The sequence below is a fragment of the Rhizobium sp. M1 genome, assembly GCF_002531805.1.
In the GTDB taxonomy this organism is placed as follows: Bacteria; Pseudomonadota; Alphaproteobacteria; order Rhizobiales; family Rhizobiaceae; genus Rhizobium; species Rhizobium etli_C.
Map to the genome: position 1 here is coordinate 128,880 of NZ_NWSW01000003.1, position 19,372 is coordinate 148,251.

General features: G+C 63.5%; 22 protein-coding genes. 9 read left to right on the forward strand and 13 right to left on the reverse strand.

Going from position 1 to position 19,372, the window contains the following annotated elements; genetic code table 11:
- Positions 1–90 precede the first annotated feature (90 nt).
- Positions 91–417 (forward strand): hypothetical protein, encoded by a 327-nt coding sequence (locus CO655_RS04515; RefSeq protein WP_097663940.1) that lies wholly within the window; start codon positions 91–93, stop codon positions 415–417.
- Between the two features lie 140 nt (positions 418–557).
- On the opposite strand, the gene CO655_RS04520 is transcribed toward CO655_RS04515, so the two are convergent.
- Positions 558–1,439, reverse strand: coding sequence for a DMT family transporter (locus tag CO655_RS04520; RefSeq protein ID WP_097664076.1), 882 nt, complete (start codon positions 1,437–1,439; stop codon positions 558–560).
- Positions 1,440–1,636: 197 nt separating this feature from the next.
- On the opposite strand from CO655_RS04520, the gene gcvA reads away from it, so the two are divergent.
- The gene (gene gcvA / locus CO655_RS04525; RefSeq protein WP_097663941.1) at positions 1,637–2,554 is read left to right on the forward strand and encodes a transcriptional regulator GcvA; all 918 of its coding nucleotides are present in this window, start codon (positions 1,637–1,639) and stop codon (positions 2,552–2,554) included.
- Between the two features lie 49 nt (positions 2,555–2,603).
- Here gcvA and CO655_RS04530 read toward each other — a convergent pair whose 3' ends face one another.
- From CO655_RS04530 to CO655_RS04540, 3 genes are all read right to left on the reverse strand, one after another.
- Positions 2,604–3,350 carry a dienelactone hydrolase family protein gene (locus tag CO655_RS04530; protein WP_097663942.1) on the reverse strand — a complete coding sequence of 249 codons (747 nt, stop codon included), beginning with the start codon at positions 3,348–3,350 and terminating at the stop codon, positions 2,604–2,606.
- Between the two features lie 98 nt (positions 3,351–3,448).
- The gene (locus tag CO655_RS04535; RefSeq protein ID WP_097663943.1) at positions 3,449–4,327 is read right to left on the reverse strand and encodes an FkbM family methyltransferase; all 879 of its coding nucleotides are present in this window, start codon (positions 4,325–4,327) and stop codon (positions 3,449–3,451) included.
- The gene (locus CO655_RS04540) at positions 4,327–6,039 is read right to left on the reverse strand and encodes an adenylate/guanylate cyclase domain-containing protein (protein WP_097663944.1); all 1,713 of its coding nucleotides are present in this window, start codon (positions 6,037–6,039) and stop codon (positions 4,327–4,329) included. The genes CO655_RS04535 and CO655_RS04540 overlap by 1 nt, the downstream gene beginning before the upstream one ends.
- A gap of 183 nt (positions 6,040–6,222) precedes the next feature.
- On the opposite strand from CO655_RS04540, the gene CO655_RS04545 reads away from it, so the two are divergent.
- Positions 6,223–7,314, forward strand: a complete 1,092-nt coding sequence (locus CO655_RS04545; RefSeq protein WP_097663945.1) for a glycosyltransferase family 4 protein — start codon at positions 6,223–6,225, stop codon at positions 7,312–7,314.
- Complete coding sequence (locus CO655_RS04550) at positions 7,311–8,063, forward strand: polysaccharide deacetylase family protein (RefSeq protein WP_097663946.1); 753 nt, start codon at positions 7,311–7,313, stop codon at positions 8,061–8,063. Before CO655_RS04545 ends, CO655_RS04550 begins: the two co-directional genes overlap by 4 nt.
- Here CO655_RS04550 and CO655_RS04555 read toward each other — a convergent pair whose 3' ends face one another.
- From CO655_RS04555 to pcaD, 8 genes are all read right to left on the reverse strand, one after another.
- Positions 8,064–8,960 carry an alpha/beta hydrolase gene (locus tag CO655_RS04555; RefSeq protein ID WP_097663947.1) on the reverse strand — a complete coding sequence of 299 codons (897 nt, stop codon included), beginning with the start codon at positions 8,958–8,960 and terminating at the stop codon, positions 8,064–8,066.
- Entirely contained in the window at positions 8,957–9,331 is a 375-nt protein-coding gene (locus CO655_RS04560) for a GFA family protein (protein WP_097606642.1), read from the reverse strand. Before CO655_RS04560 ends, CO655_RS04555 begins: the two co-directional genes overlap by 4 nt.
- A 149-nt stretch (positions 9,332–9,480) precedes the next feature.
- Entirely contained in the window at positions 9,481–10,311 is an 831-nt protein-coding gene (locus CO655_RS04565) for an MBL fold metallo-hydrolase (RefSeq protein ID WP_097606641.1), read from the reverse strand.
- A gap of 315 nt (positions 10,312–10,626) precedes the next feature.
- Positions 10,627–11,673: a 3-carboxy-cis,cis-muconate cycloisomerase gene (locus tag CO655_RS04570; protein ID WP_097663948.1), complete on the reverse strand. Its 1,047-nt coding sequence runs from the start codon at positions 11,671–11,673 to the stop codon at positions 10,627–10,629.
- Between the two features lie 193 nt (positions 11,674–11,866).
- Positions 11,867–12,478 carry a protocatechuate 3,4-dioxygenase subunit alpha gene (gene pcaG / locus CO655_RS04575; RefSeq protein WP_097663950.1) on the reverse strand — a complete coding sequence of 204 codons (612 nt, stop codon included), beginning with the start codon at positions 12,476–12,478 and terminating at the stop codon, positions 11,867–11,869.
- A gap of 2 nt (positions 12,479–12,480) precedes the next feature.
- Positions 12,481–13,230, reverse strand: coding sequence for a protocatechuate 3,4-dioxygenase subunit beta (gene pcaH / locus CO655_RS04580; protein WP_003595120.1), 750 nt, complete (start codon positions 13,228–13,230; stop codon positions 12,481–12,483).
- 9 nt (positions 13,231–13,239) lie between these two features.
- Positions 13,240–13,638: a 4-carboxymuconolactone decarboxylase gene (gene pcaC, locus CO655_RS04585; protein WP_097663951.1), complete on the reverse strand. Its 399-nt coding sequence runs from the start codon at positions 13,636–13,638 to the stop codon at positions 13,240–13,242.
- Entirely contained in the window at positions 13,635–14,444 is an 810-nt protein-coding gene (pcaD, locus tag CO655_RS04590; protein WP_097663952.1) for a 3-oxoadipate enol-lactonase, read from the reverse strand. Before pcaD ends, pcaC begins: the two co-directional genes overlap by 4 nt.
- A gap of 656 nt (positions 14,445–15,100) precedes the next feature.
- Here pcaD and pcaQ point away from each other — a divergent pair.
- The 3 genes from pcaQ to CO655_RS04605 all read left to right on the forward strand — a co-directional run bounded on the left by pcaQ (position 15,101) and on the right by CO655_RS04605 (position 17,297).
- The gene (gene pcaQ / locus CO655_RS04595) at positions 15,101–16,018 is read left to right on the forward strand and encodes a pca operon transcription factor PcaQ (protein ID WP_097606637.1); all 918 of its coding nucleotides are present in this window, start codon (positions 15,101–15,103) and stop codon (positions 16,016–16,018) included.
- A gap of 71 nt (positions 16,019–16,089) precedes the next feature.
- Positions 16,090–16,602, forward strand: coding sequence for an MbcA/ParS/Xre antitoxin family protein (locus CO655_RS04600; protein WP_010028981.1), 513 nt, complete (start codon positions 16,090–16,092; stop codon positions 16,600–16,602).
- On the forward strand, positions 16,599–17,297 hold the full coding sequence (locus tag CO655_RS04605) for an RES family NAD+ phosphorylase (RefSeq protein ID WP_097663953.1): 699 nt from the start codon (positions 16,599–16,601) through the stop codon (positions 17,295–17,297). Before CO655_RS04600 ends, CO655_RS04605 begins: the two co-directional genes overlap by 4 nt.
- Here the strand turns inward: CO655_RS04605 and CO655_RS04610 are convergent.
- A complete protein-coding gene (locus CO655_RS04610; protein WP_097663954.1) occupies positions 17,294–17,932 on the reverse strand; it encodes an alpha/beta family hydrolase in 639 nt (212 codons plus the stop codon). The two genes, CO655_RS04605 and CO655_RS04610, sit on opposite strands and share 4 nt — an antisense overlap.
- Positions 17,933–18,001: 69 nt before the next feature.
- Here CO655_RS04610 and CO655_RS04615 point away from each other — a divergent pair, with 69 nt between their 5' ends.
- On the forward strand, positions 18,002–18,184 hold the full coding sequence (locus tag CO655_RS04615) for a hypothetical protein (protein WP_010028543.1): 183 nt from the start codon (positions 18,002–18,004) through the stop codon (positions 18,182–18,184).
- 474 nt (positions 18,185–18,658) lie between these two features.
- A complete protein-coding gene (locus CO655_RS04620) occupies positions 18,659–19,360 on the forward strand; it encodes a DUF899 family protein (protein WP_097663955.1) in 702 nt (233 codons plus the stop codon).
- The last annotated feature ends 12 nt before the right edge of the window (positions 19,361–19,372 follow it).

The window sequence follows — 19,372 nt, forward strand, 5'->3', positions numbered from 1 at the left end:
CACTAATTGTGGTTTCGCGCTGCAGCCAATTGACTTCGGAAATGCGCGAAGTTGTATTGCGCTCAGAAATTGTAATTTAGGGGTAGTATAATGAAGTTGCGTAATTTCGGCGCTATCGCGCTTGTTCTTGCTACGGCGGGTCATGCTCAGGCTGACGATCGCACAGCCGGAATAGCAAACTCCTTTCGTACTATCACGAAAGGAGCTTGCGGTTTCAACATGACGCCAGCATCAGCATTGAGGGCTGCAACCACTCTTGGAATGTCGGATCTTCGCGAGCCATTGATTCCGGCGATGCTTGCCGTTTGCCAAGAGGTAATAAATGGAAACAAAAGCCAAACCATTGAGATCCGCGTTCCCGACAACCGCAACGTGACGCGAAAAGTCACCCTTGAAAGAGCCAAGTGGTGGCAATGATGATGTGCCTCTCAGCAGGAAACATCGTTTGATGTGATTTCGCCGGCACTTGCGCCTGGCTCGGGAATGAAAAAGGCCCGTCCCCTGAGGGACGGGCCAATCCGCTCCGGGAACCACAGAGCGGTGGGGAAGCTTGGCGGTCACGCCTTATTCATGTGTTCCGACAGCTTCGGGGACCGGCGCTTGTTGGAAACCGCCATCGCCAGTCCGGCCAGGATCAGGATCACGCCCGCGGCAAATGTCGGGCCAAGATGATCGCCGAAAAGAAACGATGCGGCGGCGATCCCGAAGACCGGCTGCAGATATTGGACGCTTGCGGCGACCCGCGCCGGCACCGCCCGCAGAATGTGAAGCCAGAGCAACAGGCCGGCGACCGTCACCAGCACGCCGAGATAGGCCGCCGTCCAGAGCACCTGCGCGGTGATCTGGAAAGGCAGGTGCGCCATCTCCCAGCCGGCCAGAGGCAGGATTGCGACAAGCCCGGCACATGCATTCCATGCGGCGACGGGCAGGGTGCCGTATTTGTCCGCGAGTTCCGCGCTCCAGATGTAATAGAAGGCAATGGCGACCGCCGAAATCAGCATCCAGACCACACCCGTCATCGTGGTTTTCGAGAGGTCGTCCACCCCTGAGCCGCTTCCCACGGCGACGAGCGCAATGCCGCCGAAGGCCGCCAGCAGGCCGACCCAATGCCGACCGGCCACGGACTGCCCCAGGCGGATCGCAGCGAAGATGACGATGAAGATCGGGATGGTTGCGGAAATGAGGGTTCCGACCGACGCCGAGGTGCCTTGCACGCCGAATGACTGCGCGACGTTGCCGAGCGTGATACCCATGACACCAAGGGCGATGACGCTCGGAACGGCTTTCAACGGCACCCGAAGCTGACCCCGCGACAGGAGCAGCAAGAGGGGGACAGCCACGAGGAAACGCATCGCCGTGAACATCAGTGGCGGGACTGTTGCAAGGCCGAGCTTGGTGATCGGAATCGACAGTCCCCACATGACGGCGAGCAGAAGCATGGCGCCGACGCTCTTCATGGCAGGTGAAGACGCGGGAGCGGTCAGGACGGCGGGATCGGTCACATGGTGCGTCATGGGAACTTCGTCGAATGGGTTGGCCTATAAGTGCAGCTGCGTCACATCTTCATCCATGATATAGCAGCCGACAAACCATTTGTTGTCACAGAACGCGTGAGCAGCGCTCACACATGAGAATCATGGCAGACCCTCAACTCCCGCCGCTGCAGACCCTTCGCGCCTTCGAGGCAACGGCCCGACGGCTGAGCATGACGCTGGCGGCGGAAGAACTGCATTTGACCCACGGAGCGGTCAGCCGCCAGGTGAAAGCGCTGGAGGATCATCTCGGGGTCCAGCTCTTTCGCCGGTTGACCCGGAAGATCGAACTCACCGACGCCGGCGCTTCCTTCTTCAGCACCGTCACCCGGCTGCTGTCCGAGATTGCGCGAGAGGCGGACGGCATTCGTCGCCGGAACGAAACCGATGCCCGCCTTGTCGTCAGCTCGGGCGTTTCCTTCGCAACCAAATGGCTCACGGCCCGTCTGCACAGGCTGATGGCGCGCTACCCGGATTTCGATGTCCAGCTCGAAGTCACGGACGCGCCCGTGGATTTCACGACAGGCAAGATCGATGTCGCGCTGCGCTATGGGGCCGGCCAATATCCGGCAGCGACGGCCGAGCGGATTATGAACGAGACGGTTTCACCGGTCTGTTCGCCGGCATATCGGGAGCGCATGGGCGGGCTTTCAGCGCCACGGGATCTCACCACCTGCCAACTCATCCACGAGATCGGGATGACGACGACCTGGGAGCGGTGGTTTGCGACAATGGATGTGCCATGCCCGAAGATGCGCGGGGCGGGTTTCAGTCACGGAAGCATGTCGATCGAGGCGGCGATCCGAGGCGAGGGGGTGGCCCTCGGTCGCAGCGTGCTGGTCGCCGAGGATCTGCGCGCCGGCCGACTTGTGGCGCTCTTTCCCCGCGCGAAAATGGACGTGGAATGGGGCTATGATCTTGTCTACCGCATGGGCAATCAGGATCACCCGAAGGTGCGGGCCTTGCGGAACTGGATCGCCGACGAGGTGCGGGACTTCACCGCCGCCAATTTTTTGGATTGACCGCCATTAATGCATGTCGCCCGGAAGTGTGCAGCGGCGGAAGTCGGAGCTATCGCAACAGATGCGATGCCAAAAAATCGGCTGCGTTCCGGTGTGCGGCCTCAGCGATTGGGCTTGCCGATTTCAGGAAAAAATCGTGCGCCCCGCCGTCATAAACATCAAGGGCAACAGACCCTCCAAGCCGTTGCGCCGCCCGTTGGAGTTCCCGGCCGATCGACAAGGGAAACGTACGATCAGCACTTCCCCAGATCAGCAGTAAGGGCGGCAAAGAACGGACAGGCTGCGAATACGCGTTCGGGAAGCCGCCATCGATCAGCACCACAGCGTCAATATCGGCGCGTCCGACCGTAGCGGCCGAAGCGATTTGCGCGCCAAGGGAGATTCCGAGAACGCCAACTTTGCCGCCGTGGAGCGGTTGCCCCTCAAGATAGGCGGCCACGCCCTGAAGGGCCGATGTCCACTCCGGCAATCGTTGCGCATAAAAGGCGATCCGCGCACGCGCGCTGCTCGCTGTGGCGATGGCGTCAATGTCGGCCGCCGACAGGACGTGAATGAGATAGGCATTCAAACCAGCAGCCCGGAACGCCTGGCCGATCTCATCATAAGCGGTCGCTCCAAAGCCCTTGCTGCCGCTCAAGATCAAAACAGCCGGACATGTTGCCTTCGCGCAGTTCCCGAAGCTCTCAATCAGAATCCGGCCACCTGGCGTCGATACGGTGAATTGCTGCCGGGATGCAGCATGAGCATTACCAAACATAAACGCGAGAAAAACGAGGATGCATGAAAACAAGCGCATTTGCTTCTCAAACTCTGCCAACGTACAAAAATTAGGAGTTTTACTGGCGCTGCAATGACGCTTGTGGCTTATGGCATCCAGTACACGAGAAGCCGCCTCTACGGCAAAAACAGCACATTGTACTGATCGATGTCCGCCGGAAGATCCCGCACCTTCATCTCCTCCTCGCGGTCCTCGAAGAGGACGAGGCAATCCTCGTAAAAGCCGGAGAGCATAGTCGTGAAAGCTTTGGTTCCCTCGCGCCCGTAGAAGAGCGGCGTGAACTCCATGTGGAGCGGCACGCGGCGGGCAAGCAGCGGCTGCATCGAGCGGCAGGCGACCGGCTCGTAACCCTCGATATCCATCCAGACGAGGCCGATGGCGGCCGGGTCGATCGCCAGGTCGGCAAGGATTTCGGATACCGGCTTCACCGGCACGCTGATCTTCGTGTCGGTCGCACTTTGGCGGATGGCGCTGCTCTTGCCGTGATTGTTGCGATTGAGGAAAAAGTCGATCTCGCCTTGGCGCTCGCCGGCGGCGCAATTGACGAGTCGCACTTTCTCTTCCAGCCGGTTCTGGCGGATGTTGAGGGCAAGGAGCGGGAAATTGCGCGGGTCGGGCTCGATGCTGACGATCCTGATGTAAGTGCTGCTCAGGGCGAAATAGACGGTCTGGGTGCCGATATTGCCGCCGATCTCGAGCAGCGTCGCCTCCTTTCGAAGCAGGCCGCGCTCGCGCAGGATGACGATCAGCCGGTCGACGGCGTCGCGCTCGAAATGACCCTTCCGGAAGACCTTGCGGCCGATATAGTCGGCCGGCGAAAAGGTCATCAGATGATCGCCGGCATCGACCGTCATCGAGACGACGCGCGGGCCGATATTTTCGATCAGCAGGCGGCGGCCGAAGCGGGTGTCGAAAAAGCGCGAGGCGGCGGTATTGCGCGCCTTGCGCAGGCGGCGGCTCCAATATTTGGCGGTGAGCCAGGGCTTGCCGGGCATCAGTCTTTTCCTTCGAGCGGTTCTGCCGCTTTCTCTCTCGGAATGACATAGACTTTCAAGGGTAGCGCCCGGCCGCGCACGCTGATTTCACGGCTTTCGATGCCGGAAAGGTCGGCGCCGGCGAGCTTCGCCACCGGCTCGGAGATGACGATTGCCGCTTCGAACTCCTTGGCGGCACTTTCCAGCCGGCTTGCGACGTTCACGGTATCGCCGATCGCCGTCATGCTGCGCACCCGGCCGTAGCCCATCGTACCGACGACGGCCGGGCCGGTGTGGATGCCGATCGCGATGCGCAGCGGCAGCGCCAGCTCCTCGGCGAGTTCGGCGGCGAGTTTCTCGATCTCGCCGACGATCGCCGCAGCGGCGTTAAGCGCCTGGCGGCAGGCTTCCTCCGGCGCGGTGCCGAGGCCGAAGAGCGCCATGGCGCCGTCGCCGATGAACTTGTCGAGCCGCCCACCCGCCTGCTCCACCGCCTTGCCGATGATGGCGAAATAGCGGTTCAGCAGGAAGACGACGTCGAAGGGCAGGCGCGTTTCCGTCAGCGTGGTGAAATGGCGGATATCGACGAAGAGCACGGCGATCTCGCGTTCGCGCCCCGGGCTGGTCTCCTGGCTGTTGGCGGGAAGGGCGGTTTCGACCGCCGGCACCAGAAGCGGCGCGACCGCGACGTCGCGGTCCGGGCGCAGCTGGCAGGCGAGCCGAACGTCGGGGCCGGCATTGATGCGCTTGAGCGTCGTCTGTTCCATCTTGTCGGGCGCGGGCAGGCTTTCATAGTCGCCGAGGATCTGCACGCGGCAGGTAGAGCATTGGCCCTTGCCGCCGCAGACGGAGTAATGTGGCAGGCCGCCGAGCCGGCTTGCTTCCAGCACCGTGAAGCCGCGCGGCACGCGGATCACCTCGCCGCCCGGATAATGCACCGCCACCTGGTCGAGGCGCTCCTTCAGCCGGCGCCGGGCGCGGGCGACGACGACGAGGAGCAGCGAGGCCGAGAAAGCGCCGTAGAGCCCGGCGCGGACCGTGGCGATCCGGGCGCGAACCTCGGGGTCGTGGAGATAGTGGGCGTTGAGGTTGACCTCGTAGGGATTGGTCGTCAGCTGATAGGAGGGATCGGCAAGGGTACGGCCCATCTGGACGAAACCGAGGATCGAGAGCACCGGCACGAGGATCGCCAGCGCCAGCAGCAGCGGCGCGGCGCCCGCATACCACGGTCGGTAGCGCAGCCAGAAATGGAGGCCGATGCAGCCATGGAACCAGACGGCGATGACGCCCAGCACCTGGCGTGCGCCATTCGCCGGATTCTTGATCCAGAGCTGTTCGACGACCGTCTCGTAATCGTCGATATAGCCATAGAGCTCATGGGCGATGCGCGTGCCGATGACATGATCCATGAGAAGCAGCGGGATCAGCAGGCCGAGCACGATCTGCGCCGTTTCCCCCTTCGGCATGACCAGGCTGCGGCGCATGTAGATGGCGCGCAGCACCAGCCCCAGATGGATCAGCACCGAGGCGTAAAACACTGCCGTGCCGGCGGGATTGCGCCAGATGGCGAGGAAAAGGTGGCGGGCCTTGTCGGCGGCGGCGAGTGAAACCAGCCCGAGCGCATGGTTCGACAAATGCAGCAGGACGAAAATGAAAATGACGAGGCCCGAACCAAGCCTCGCCCGTCTGATCGCGCGCTCCGAAAAAATCCCTGTGGCTGAGGCCGTCGTCATTCATTCCCGTTCTTGTCGATGGAACCGCAGGCTCTTAGAGATTGCGAAAAAGGCGGAATTGCTTCGAGCGCGATCACATTCCATATGCTTATGCGCAAGTTTTAGGGAATGGGACAATAGCGGAATTTTTCGCCCGGCCGCGAGCGCCGATTTGGAAACAGTCTGTCTTATGAGGGATGCGGCATGCGGGTGGCTTTCTACGCGCCGATGAAATCGCCGAACCATCCGGTGCCGTCGGGCGATCGGCTGATGGCGCGGCTGCTGATCCGGGCGCTGGAGCGTGCCGGGCACGCGGTTGAGGTCGTCTCCGAATTCCGCAGCTATGCCGCAGCGCCGGAGGCGGCAGCCGCGCTCGAACCCGCCATCCGCGCCGAAGATGAGCGGCTGCGGCTGAAATGGCAATCGGCGCCGCGCCCCGAGCTCTGGTTCTGCTACCACCCCTATTACAAATCGCCCGATCCCTTCGGGCCTGCGATCTCAGCCGAATTCGCCATTCCCTATGTCACCGCCGAGGCCTCCTATGCGGCAAAGCGCGACGGGACCGGCTGGGCGGCGCAGCAGAAGCGTGTGGGCGAGGCGGTCCTGCAGGCGGCGGTCAATATCTGCTTCACCGAGCGCGACCGGGCCGGACTTTCGGCCGCCTTTCCGGCGGCGCGGCTCGCCGGCCTGAAACCCTTCATCGATCCGGCGCTCTTCGAAGCGCTGTCGGCCACGCCGGATCCGCGCCGGCTGGTGACGGTGGCGATGATGCGGGCGGGCGACAAGATGGAGAGTTATGCGATGCTTGCAAAGGCATTGCGGCTGATCGAAGACAGGCCATGGAGCCTTTCCATCATCGGCGATGGGCCGATGCGGCATGAGGTACAGGCGCTGTTTGCCGATTTTTCCTCGCGCGTCGAATGGTTGGGCGCCCTGGGTGCTGCCGAGATTGCCGGATTGCTGGGGCGCGGCGGGTTCTATGTCTGGCCCGGTTGCGGTGAGGCTTACGGGCTTGCCTATCTGGAGGCGCAGGCGGCCGGCCTGCCTGTGGTCGCGCAGGCAACGGCAGGCGTGCCCGCCGTCGTCGAGGCTGGCGTCACCGGTCTTTTGACGCCGGATGGAGACGTTGCCGCTTATGCCGCGGCGGTGGCCGCCCTGCTCGACGACGGTGAGAAGCGTGAGGTGATGGGGCAGGCGGCACGACGCTTCGTGCTCGATGAGCGTTCGCTTGCGACGGCTGCGCGCGCCTTGGACGGGATTTTGCGCGACAGCGCCGGAACAGGAGCAGGAGAATGAGCGAAGGCAAGAGCTGGGAGCCGCTGCGGCGCGAGCTTGACCGCTGGCAGGCCGCCGGCCGCGCGGCGCGGTTCTGGCTGCGCGATGACGATGCCGTCGAGCCGACGCCTGATCTGGAGACGCTGCTGGCGCTGACCAGTAGGTACGACATTCCGTTGACGTTCGCCGTCATTCCCGCTCTGACCGGCGAAGCATTGGCCGCGCGGCTGGCGGAGGAGGCGTCCGTCGCCGTGGCGGTGCATGGCTGGTCTCACACCAATCATGCCGGGCGTGAGCGCAAGAAGCAGGAACTCGGCAGCGAGCGGCCGGCGGACGTCGTTCTCGCTGAATTGCGCGACGGGTTTCGGCTGCTGCAGCGTCTGCATCCCGCCCGCTTTGTGCCGATCCTGGTGCCGCCGTGGAACCGGATCGACGCCGCCCTCATCCCTGCTTTGCCCGATCTCGGCTTCGCAGCGCTTTCGGTCTACGGGCGGGCAAGGCGGAACGGGCCGATGCCGCTTCTCAACACCCATGTCGACATTATCGACTGGCATGGCACACGCGGCGGCCGCAGCGAAGAGGAACTGGTTGCCGAACTGGTGGCCGAGCTTGGCGACCGGTTTGCCGGCAGCGACGAGCCGATCGGTGTTCTCACCCATCATCTCGTGCATGACGCCGCCGCCTGGGATTTCCTGTCGGCCCTATTCGAGCAGACGGGCCGACACCCCGCCGTCCGCTGGTCGCCGGCGCCTGCACTTCTGCAAGCGTAATCAGGCGGCGTGAACCCGTCCGAGAAAGTCCCGCATAAGGGCGGCGACCTCGTCGAGGTGGGTCTCGAGCAACCAGTGCCCGCCGCCGAGCAGATGCAGTTCGGCGTCCGGCAGATCGCGGAGATAGGCGCGTGCCGACTTTTCCGGCATGTAATGGTCGTTCGGCCCCCAGACGATCAGGGTCGGCGGTTGGAAGTCCCTGAGATATTTGCGGTGCTCGGGAAACCAGGCGCGGTTTTCCCTGAGGCCGGCGATCAGATCGATGGCGATTTGCTTGCGCTGCGGCGTCATCAATGACCAGTGCAGCGTCCAGAGGTCCGGCGGGATAGTCTCGGCAAGAGGCGGCGGCAGGTCGTTGAGGAATTCCTCCTTGAACGTCTTCTCGCTGATCGCTCCCGCCAGCGCCTTCCTCATCTCTGCGGGCGGCAGGCTCCACGTCGCCTCGATATCCGCATATTTCGGCCCGAGCGCATCCTCGTAGGGAATGTCGCCGTTCTGGATGATGAGCGCCACGACGCGCCGCGGCGCTCTGATCGCCAGCCGCGCACCGATCGGCGAGCCGAAATCATGGAGATAGAGGGCGAAGCGGCCGACATCGACCGCGCCGACGAAGGACTCCAGCCAGGCGGCGTAGCCATCGAAACTGTAATCGAAATCATCAGGAGTGCCGCTGTAGCCTGCGCCCGGGAAATCCGGAGCGATCAGGCGCCAGCGATCGGCAAGGCGCGGCATCAGATTGCGAAACTCATAGGAGGAGCAGGGATAGCCGTGCGGCAGCAGCAGGACAGGCGCGTCCGGCGGACCGGCCTCGCGATAGAAAGTCTCGATGCCGGCAACGGTGATGCGGTGATGCCGGACGAGCGCGGCGACGGGAGGGCTTTCGGGGCGGCCGTTCACCTGCGATCTTCCTCGTGCTGCTCGGCGCCCTCGACCGGCCGCAGCCACGGTTCGCGGCGCTTGATCCAGAGTTCGTAACGCGGCACGAGCGGCGTCGGGGCTTCGGACAGGATGCCGAGCTTGATTTCCGCCTCTTCGTCATCGGCGGAAAACAGCCGCGAGCCGCAGCCGGTGCAAAAACGCCGGCCTTGGAACTCGCCGGTTTCTCCGGAATATTCGAACTGGGCGGCGGGCCAGATTCCATAGAAGGTGAAGGCCGAGCCGCTCTCCTTCCTGCAATCGGTGCAATGACAAATGCCGACGCGCAAGGGTTCGCCTCGAACAGAAAGCTGCACCTGCCCGCAAAGGCATTGTCCTGATAACACGGTCATGGCTGATCCCCGCTTCATCGATCTTGCGCTGCCGGGGAAACGGTCGGGCCCGGCTACTGTTCCGTCAGGAAAGCGCAGGCGCGCGGGCTGCGAAGGACCAAGGCGTCTTCACCTTGCCTTGCGCCGACAAAGGAGCGGTTCGGCAGCGGTCAGATCACCACGGTCTGATTGTCGCGGGCAGCGAAGGCGCCGGGGAAGGCGGCCTCGGCCTGCGCTTCCATCTGTGCCAGCTGCTCGTCCGTGCGGGAGGGAGCGTGGTGGAACAGGGCGAAGCGCTTGGCGCCGGCCATTTTCGCAAGTTCGGTGCCGTGTTGCCAGGTCGAATGGCCGAAGCCCTTGAAGCGCTGCATCTCGTCTTCATTGTAGGTGCAGTCGTAGACGACGAGATCGGCGTCGCGCATCATTTCCAGCGAGACCGGATCGTATGTGCCGGGGATATGCTCGATGTCGTAGATCAGAGCGATCGAACGGCCCTGCCACTCGATGCGGTAGCCGATGGCACCGCCCGGATGGTTCAGCGTGAAGGTCCTGATCTCGATGCCCTCATGCGGGGTCAGAACCTGACCGGCATGGAAATCGCGGAAGTTCATCGTCGCCTGACAGATGTCGGTCTTGACGGGGAACCAGGGCGGGCTGATGAACTGCTCGACCATTTCCCGTGTGCTCATCTTGCCGTCGAGATGGCCCGACCAGATGTTGACGTTGATCGAGGGATAGTAGATCGCCTTGAAGAAGGGCAGGCCGATGATGTGGTCGTAATGGCAGTGGCTGAAGAAGAGATCGACGTCGCTGACGCCGTCGGCGAGCAACGACAGCCCGGCCTCGCGCAGGCCGGAACCCGCGTCGAAAAGCATCCGATGGTTTCCGCAGCGAATTTCGATGCAGGACGTGTTACCGCCGTAGCGGTCGAATTCGGGGCCCGATACGGGAATGCTGCCGCGGACGCCCCAAAATTTTATCTGAAACTGTTCTGTCGTCATCGTTTTTCAAACCGGCCTTCCCGCTTCGCCATCGTACTCATAGTTTATCCCGATGCGAAGCAGCAGAATTCCACGGGTTTGCCTGCGCCCCCTTTCACTCTCCTAACCGCTAGCGGAAGAAGAAGTATATTCTCCTAAGCAATCGGCTTTCGCGTCGGAAAGCAACCCAGTATGGTTGGTTTTCGGTAAATCGGCTGCTCGAGGCGGGCGTTTTCTGCAAGTCATGCCTATTAGATGGTTGCGCGCGATCGAAAAAACAATTGCCGCGCCGGGCGACAGAATGCTCGCCCTATGCCGACTGCTGCCGATGCCGCGTCACGCAGTTCCGAGCCTCTTGATATTTCCTATGAGTTCTCCGGCGAGCCGCAGCGAGGCGGCCGTTGCCATGGCCATTTGCGGCAGCAGCAGCCATTCGAGCGTCCAGGCGGCCCCCGAGCGTTCCTGTTCATGGACAAGGGATTGGTGGATGCCGGAGAGCGCCGTGGCGTTGAAGCGGGCCAGCGAGACCAGGACTTCGGCGGCGACGGGATTCTGCTTGTGGGCCATGGCCGAAGAAGTGCCGCCACCTGAAATTTCGATCTCGCGGCCCATCTGGGCGAGCAGGGCGATATCCTGGCCGATCTTGCCGAGGCTGCCCGAGATCGAGGCGAACAGGCCTGATATATCGGTGATCACAAGGCGCGTGCTCTGCCATTGGCCGATGTCGGTGAGGCCGAGCTCCTGGGCGAGCGAGGCGCGCACGGCTGCGGCCTGCGGCCCGAGCTTGTCGAGGGTGCCGGCCGCGCCGCCGAACTGAACGGGGAAATTCTGCTCGGTCAGTCGGTCGCGATAGGTCGTCAGCGGCGCGCGCCAGGCAGCGAGACGGTCGGCGGCGGTGATCGGGATCGCCGCCTGCATGCGGGTATGGCCCATCAGACTATTGCCGCCGAACCGACGCTCGAGCGCATCGAGGCCTGAGATGATGGCAGACAGCCGGCCGGCAAACAGGAAAACCACCGCCTTTAGCCGGATCATCAGGCTGGTGTCGATGACATCCTGGCTGGTGGCGCCGAGATGCAGGTTTTTGGCCGCCTCCTCGCCGACCGCGGCGCGCAGCTGCTTGATGAAATCGGGGACGACGACGCCATCGCGCGCCGTTGCCGCGCGAAGACTGGCGAGATCGGGGGAAAAGCCGGTGCAGGCCGCGGCGATCTGTCTTGCCGCTTCCGCGGGGATGACGGCGTGATCGGCTTCGGCCTTGGCGAGCGCGGCCTCGAAAGAGAGCATGCCGCGGAGATCGGCTTCGGCGGAAAAATAAGGGGCGATTTCATCGTCGCCGAGTAGGCCGGAGAGGAAGGGGTGGTCGAAGGGCGATGCGCTCATGGTCTGCTCTTTGTGGCTGCGGCCCCCTCATCCGGCTGCCGCCCCTTCTCCCCGAGGGGAGAAGGGGTGTGAGGCAGCGCCGGCGCCTATGGGCATGTCATCTCGTATGGCACATCCCCTCTCCCCTTGGGGAGAGGGTAGGGTGAGGGGGCTTCGGGCAACGGGCTTTCCATCGAAGCCACCGGCCAGCCCCTCAAATATCCAAAAACACCGTTTCGTCAGGACCCTGCAAACGGATGTCGAAATGGCAGATGGCACCGTCGCGGGTGGCGACCATCGTTGCGACGCGTTCGCGGTGTTCGATGCGCGATAGCAGCGGGTCGGCGGCGTTGGCCTCAGCCTCCTCCGGGAAGTACATGCGCGTCTGCAGGCCGATGTTGATGCCGCGGGCGACGATCCAGACGGTGATGTGCGGGGCTTGTCTGCGGCCGTCCTTGAACGGGACGCGGCCGGGCTTGATGGTCTCGAAGCTGTAGACGCCGTCCTCGGCGCGGGTCGGGCAGCGGCCCCAGCCGGTGAAATTCGGGTCGGCGGCGCCGCGCATTTCCGAGGGGCTGTTGTAGAGGCCGGCGCTGTCGGCCTGCCAGATCTCGACGACGGCGTCGCGCACCAGGGCGCCGGCGCCGTCGAAGATGCGGCCGGTGACGGTGATGCGTTCGCCGAGCGTCTTGTCGTTGACCATCGCCACGCCGAGATCGCTGTCGTAGACACCCGTTATGTCGCAGAAATTCGGCGTCAGGCCGATATGGACATAGGGCCCTGCCGTCTGCGACGGAGTTTCCTTGAGATAACCGAGCTGCTGCATGGTCAATTGCCCTCCAGCCTGTTTTCGAACATCGTCGAGCGGCGGCCGCGCAGCACGATATCGAATTTATAGGCGCGTGAATCCATCGGAATGGTGTTGCCCCAGTCGAGCGGCGCGATCAACTGTTCGATCGCCGCCTTGTCCGGGATGGTGCCGACGATCGGACATTTCCAGATCATCGGATCGCCCTCGAAATACATCTGGGTGATCAGGCGCTGGGCAAAACCGTGGCCGAAAACCGAGAAGTGAATATGGGCCGGGCGCCAGTCGTTGATCCCGTTCGGCCAGGGATAGGCGCCGGGTCGCACCGTGCGGAAATGGTAGCGGCCTTCCTCATCGGTGACGGCGCGGCCGCAGCCGCCGAAATTCGGGTCGATCGCCGCCAGATAGCTTTCCTTCTTGTGGCGGTAGCGCCCGCCGGCATTGGCTTGCCAGAACTCGACCAGCGCGCCGGCCACCGGTTTTGCCCGTTCGTCGAGCACCCGTCCATGGACGATGATGCGCTCGCCGATGGCGCTTTCGCCGGGCCGCGCATAATTCAGGATCAGGTCGTTGTCGAGCTCGCCAATCATCGAATGGCCGAAGACCGGGCCTGTCGTTTCGGAGATCGTGCCGTCGAGCGAGAGCAGCGCGCGCTGGGGCGCTCGCAGCACGGAGGTCTTGTAGCCGGGGGTCAGCGCCGGCGCATGCCAGGCGCGGTCGCGGGCGAAGAAGGCGCCGGTCTCCGGCTTGCGGTTCGGTAGTTCGGACATTTCTCCCCCTCAGGCCGCCTTTTCGGCGTCCATTTGTGCAAAGGTCTGTTTGGCGATCTTGATCGCATGATTGGCGGCGGGAACGCCGGCATAGATCGCCACATGCAAGAGCGCCTCGCAGACATCCTCGCGGCTCGCACCTGTGTTGGCGGTGGCGCGCACATGCATGGCGACCTCGTCGTCCTGGCCGAGAGCAGCGAGCAGGGCGATGGTGACGATCGAGCGCTCGCGCTTGGTCAGGACAGGCCGCGACCAGACATGGCCCCAGGCGGCTTCGGTGATCAGCTCCTGGAAGGGGCGGTCGAATTCGGTCGCCGCAGCGGCGGCGCGGTCGACATGGGCGTCGCCGAGCACGGCGCGGCGGGTCGCCATGCCCTGCCGGTAGCGTTCGGAGGGAGTCTCGTTCATGGGCTGCTTTCTCCAGGCGAAATCGATGTGAGGAAGGCGCGGATGATCGCCGTCAGCGCTTCCGGCTGCTCGACGCAGGGGATATGGGCGCAGTCCGGGATGACCTCGTAACGGGCGCCCGGGATCAGCTTCGCGGTCGCAAGCACGAGATCGGGCGGCGTCGAGCCGTCCTGGTCGCCGACGATGCAGACGGTCGGGACCGCGATCCTCTTGGCCGCTTCGGTGAAATCGGCATCGCGGATCGCTTCGCAAGCGGCGATATAGCCTTCGACCGGCTGACGCGTCAGCATGTTGCAATAGCCTGAATAGGCGGTGTTTTCGGGCCGGCGGAAGGCAGGCGTGAACCAGCGCTCCATGATGGTGTCGACGATGCTGCCGATGCCGTTTTTCTCGACCGCGGCGATGCGGGCATTCCAGCTTTCTGCTGTCCCGATCTTAGGGGCGGTGTCGCTGAGGATCAGGGCGCCGACGAGATCCGGCCGGCGCTGATAGAGCGACTGGGCGATGAGGCCGCCGACGGAGAGGCCCAAGATGACGGCGTCCTTGACCGAGAGCAGATCGAGCAGGCCGGCGAGATCCGTCGCATGGTCCTCGATCGATGCGGGGAGCTGGCCGACATCGGAAAGGCCGTGGCCGCGCTTGTCGTAAAGCAGAATGGCGAAGTCGCCGGCAAGCCGCACCACGACATCGCGCCAGATGCGGAAATCCGTTCCGAGCGAATTGATGAAGACGATCACCGGCCGGTCGGCGGGAGCGCCGATGACCTGATAATGGATCGTTACGTCGTTTATGCGGGCGAATTGCACGTCACTCTCCTCAAATCAGCCGGGGCAGCCCCTCATCCGGCTGCCGCCACCTTGCCTGGGTCGAGCCACGCGTCTCGACCCGTCTTCAGACCCCGCCAGCGGGGAGAAGGAGATATGCCGCACCGTCTCCCTCAACCTCGACGCTCCGTTTGGCACGTCCCCTCGCCCCGCCTGCGGGGAGAGGGTTAGGGTGAGGGGCGGCCATTGGCGCTTCCGTCATGCTCGGCCTTGAGCCGAGCATCCACGCGGCATCCACCAATAGCCGCGCCATGGATCCTCGGGTCAAGCCCGAGGATGACGGAGAGCGGGGTGGCTGCCCCTCACAAATTGCACGTCACTTCCTCATCAAGTCAGTTCACCTGGCAAGCGCATTCCGACATGGGCGACAACGTCGCGAATGGCTCCATCCGCCTACCCACCCTCCGTCATGCTCGGCCTTGAGCCGAGCATCCACACGGCACCCACCGGCAGCCCGCGGGCATGGATCCTCGGGTCAAGCCCCGAGGATGACGGAAAGTGGGGTTGGCTTTCTCGACAAACCCGCCGTGGGGAACCAATCCAACGGCACCCACTCCTAATAATAAAACTGACCGGTTGATCCGGTTAAGTAAAATGATATTTTCTGGCTTTTCGATAACCCAGGAGTTATGGGAACAATGATCGATAGCCGCATCAAGTTTCGCCATCTGCAGACCTTTGTCGAGGTGGCGCGGCAAAAGAGCGTGATGAAGGCGGCCGAATTGCTGCATGTCAGCCAGCCGGCGGTGACGAAGACGATCCGTGAACTGGAGCAGGTGCTGGGCGTCGATGTCTTCGAGCGCGACGGCCGCGGCATCAAGATCACCCGCTACGGCGAGGTTTTCCTGCGGCATGCCGGGGCGGCGCTGACGGCGCTGCGCCAGGGTCTCGATTCCGTATCGCAGGAACAGTTCGCCGAAGCGCCGCCGATCCGGATCGGCGCCCTGCCGACGGTCTCGTCGCGCATCATGCCGCGGGCGATGGAGCTCTTTCTTCAGGAGAAGACGTGGAGCCGGGTGAAGATCGTCACCGGCGAGAACGCGGTGCTGTTGGAAGAGCTGCGCGTCGGCGACCTCGATCTGGTCGTCGGGCGCCTGGCCGGCGCCGAAAAGATGGCGGGCTTTTCCTTCGAGCACCTTTATTCCGAACAGGTGGTGTTTGCCGTGCGCGCCGGTCATCCGCTGCTTGACGGTCGGCAGTCGCTGTTTGCAGCCTTCGGGGACTATACGGTGCTGATGCCGACGCGCGGTTCGATCATCCGGCCGGTTGTCGAAAATTTCCTGATCGCCAACGGCGTCTCCAGCCTGCCGAACCAGATCGAGACGGTGTCGGATGCCTTCGGCCGCGCCTTCCTCAGGGCAAGCGATGCGATCTGGATCATTTCCAACGGCGTGGTGGCCGGCGATGTCGCCGATGGGCGGCTGGCGCTTCTGCCGGTCGATACCGGCGAGACCAAGGGGCCGGTCGGGCTGACGATGCGCACCGATGCCGTGCCGTCGGCGGCGCAATCGATCCTGATGCAGACGATCCGCGAGGCGGCGCGGGAGCTTTCCTGAGCTCAGCTCTTCAAATTTGCTTGCTGAATGCCCAGATTTGGACTAAATCTAGTTCAGGACAGGAGAGCATCATGCAGCAGGCACGACGCAGGGAGCAGGAGCCGGAACGGCTGGAAACGGAGCGGTTTGCGCCGGCAAACCGACGGCGGCTGAGCCCGCCGGCCTTGCGGACCTTTTTGGCGATTGCCGATCTCTGGGGCTTGAACGAAGAGCAGCGGCTGCTCGTGCTCGGCTATCCCTCCCGCTCGACCTATCACAGCTGGGCCAAACAGGCGCGCGAGCACGGGGCTTTCACGCTCGATGTCGATACGCTGACCCGGATCTCCGCCGTATTCGGCATTCATCAGGCGCTTGGCGTGCTGTTTTCCGACGAACACGCCGGCGTCGCCTGGCTGCGCACGCCGCACCAGGCGCCGGTGTTCGGCGGCCATCCGCCGCTCGATATCGTCACCAACGGAACCCAGGACGGGTTGATGACCGTGCGCCGGTTCCTCGATGGCGCTCGCGGAGGCCTCTACATGCCGCCGAACAGGCTCGACGAGGCCTTCACGCCGTACGAAGACGCGGACATCGTCTTCCGGTGAGCGAGCGTTTTGCCGAGGCGCCGCGGCCGTCCTACCGGCTGATCCCATCGCAATTTCCGCCGATCGGGCTATTCGAGACGGTGACGCGGGCGGCCGATCTCGAGGCCGTGATGGAACTGGTCGGCTGGACCAATGATCGCCTTGTCGCCGACCGCATCCAGCGGCTTGCGAGGGATGAATGGGTTTACGGCAGTCCGAATGCCAGCATCGTCATGGCGGCGTTCCTGCATGTCGCGCCGGGCGGCATGCGTTTCAACGGCCCCGATCTCGGCGCCTGGTATGCCGCCGACAATCTGAAGACAGCCGCCGCCGAGGTCGGCCATCACCTCCGGCGCGAGACTGTCGCGCGCGGGGTGACGACGATGGCGCGCACCTATCGAAGCTACAAGGCCACTCTGATCGGCGACTATCTCGACATTCGCGGCGAGCAGACATTGCGGCCCGATGTCTATGACGGCGCGAGCTATGCGGCGTCGCAGGTGCTGGGCGAAGAGGTGCGTTCGAGCGGCGGCGCCGGCATTCTTTATAACAGTGTGCGGCTGAGAGGCGGGGTGAATATCGCCGCGCATCGGCCGCGCAACATTCGCGATGTGCTGCAGGCCGATCATTTCGAAATCACCGTTTTCGCGGCCGATCGGCGCATCGACGTCAGGAAGCTTGCAAGCCGACGACGGCAGCCGAAAGCCGGCGCTTAAACCGGCAACCGCTCGGCCCAAGCCTTGGCCGCCTGCGCCATCGCGGCGAGATGATCGGCAGCCGAGAAGCCGGAGATTTTCTTGCGCGGCTTCAGGTCGTGGTCGCCGTCCTCGAGCCAGAGGATTTCGATCCGGTCGGAGAGATCGTAGCCCGGCACCTCGTCGCGCGTGCCGAATTCGTCCCGCGTTCCCTGGCAGATCAGCGCGGGCGTCGCCAGCCCCTTGAGATGGCCGGTGCGCAGCTTGTCCGGCTGGCCGGGCGGATGGAAGGGATAACCGAGGCAGAGAAGGCCGGCGATCTTCCCCTTGTCATGGAGATCGTCGGCGACCATGCTGGCGACCCGGCCGCCCATCGACTTGCCGCCGATGATCAGGGAGCCCTCCGCGCCGAGCGCGGCAATCGCCGCCTCATATTCGGGATTGAGCGTTTCGGCGCGCGGCGGCGGCTTGCGGATTCCGGTGCGACGGGCAGCCATATAGGCGAATTCAAAACGGGCAACGCGGAAACCGACGTCGGCAAGCGCTTCCGCCGCGGCCGTCATCGACGCCGAATCCATCGGCGCGCCGGCGCCATGCGCAAGCAGGATGGTGAAGCGGGCATCCTCGGGGCCTTGCAGCAGAAACCTGTCAAGCATCGGCAATCCTCCATCCGCCATCGGAACCATGTCGACGGCCGTGACTTGTTCCTGGAAAGGAGACAGACAATGTCAACGAACGACGAAAACGTAAAGCCGGAGCAGCGCCGTCCCAAGGACGTCGCCGCCGTCCCTGGGAAAGCTGAGCCCGCTGACTCAGGTTCGATGGCGCCGCCGGCCGTGCAGCCGGCCGGGGAGGGGGACAAAAGCGAACGGCCCGTGGCCAACCCCGTGACCGGCGTCGCCTTTTAGGGGATCACAGAACTATGATGCAGATCGGCCCTTGAAACCGCGACGCAAAGGGCGCATATACCAGCCCTGCCTGAAAAACGGATGCTCGGGGTATCGACGTCGTCGAACCCTTTGCTGTCCGACAGGATAAGGGCGCTCCCCGCAAGGGTCGAGCGCCCTTTTTGCTTTCGGACATTCACGAGGCCTCGCTCGAAGCTGGGCGATCTTGAGGAACTCCCACCAAAATCTATATAGCACTTCGGAATCCCGAAATTGGCTGCGGGACTGAAATCATTACATATTTTTCCGCCGCGGCGGGGCAAAAAAGCCCGCGCATTTCGGAATCCCGAAGCGGGCGAATTTCGGGATTCCGAAGTGGGATTTTTTCTTGGCGTTCTTTTTGCGCCGTGCTGTCGATTTTCGCATCCGCCGATCGTCATCTTAACGATGTGCTGCAGGTCAGCACGTTCTCAGGCAACCGTAGGAGATATGACTATGAATAATCAGAATCTCGTACCCGCCGCCGTGCTTGCGGCAAAGAACGGCGTCCGGTACCCCAACGAGAGCGAGGAATATCGCATCGCCCGCGATACGCTGCTCGCCGAAGAGATCGAATTGCGCCGCCACATCGAGCGCGTGGCGAGACAGCGCCGGGCGCTGCCGCCGGGCGGCGCGGTGACGAAAGACTACCGCTTCGAAGGCGCCGACGGGCCGATAAGCTTCAGCGAGCTCTTCGCCGACAAGGACACGCTGGTCGTCTACAGTTATATGTACGGGCGTGAACGCGAGCGCCCGTGCCCGATGTGCACCTCGCTGCTCTCGGCCTGGGATGGCGAAGTGCCCGATATGCAGCAACGCGTGGCGCTTGCCGTCGTCGCCCGCTCGCCGATCGAAAGGCTGCTCGCTTTCAAGAAGGAACGCGGTTGGCATCACCTGCCGCTCTATTCGGATATGACCGATGAATACAGCCGCGATTATCACGCGATCGGCAGGGATGGCAGCGATGGCGCCGCCTTCAACGTCTTCACGCGGCGCGACGGCACCATTCGTCATTTCTGGAGCGAGGAGATGGGCGAGGCGACGGCCGATCCCGGCGAAGATCCGCGCGGCGCGCCCGATCCGATGCCGCTCTGGACCGTGCTCGATGCCACGCCCGAAGGCCGGGCGCCGGACTGGTATCCGAAGCTGTCCTATTGAGGCTGCAGGCCG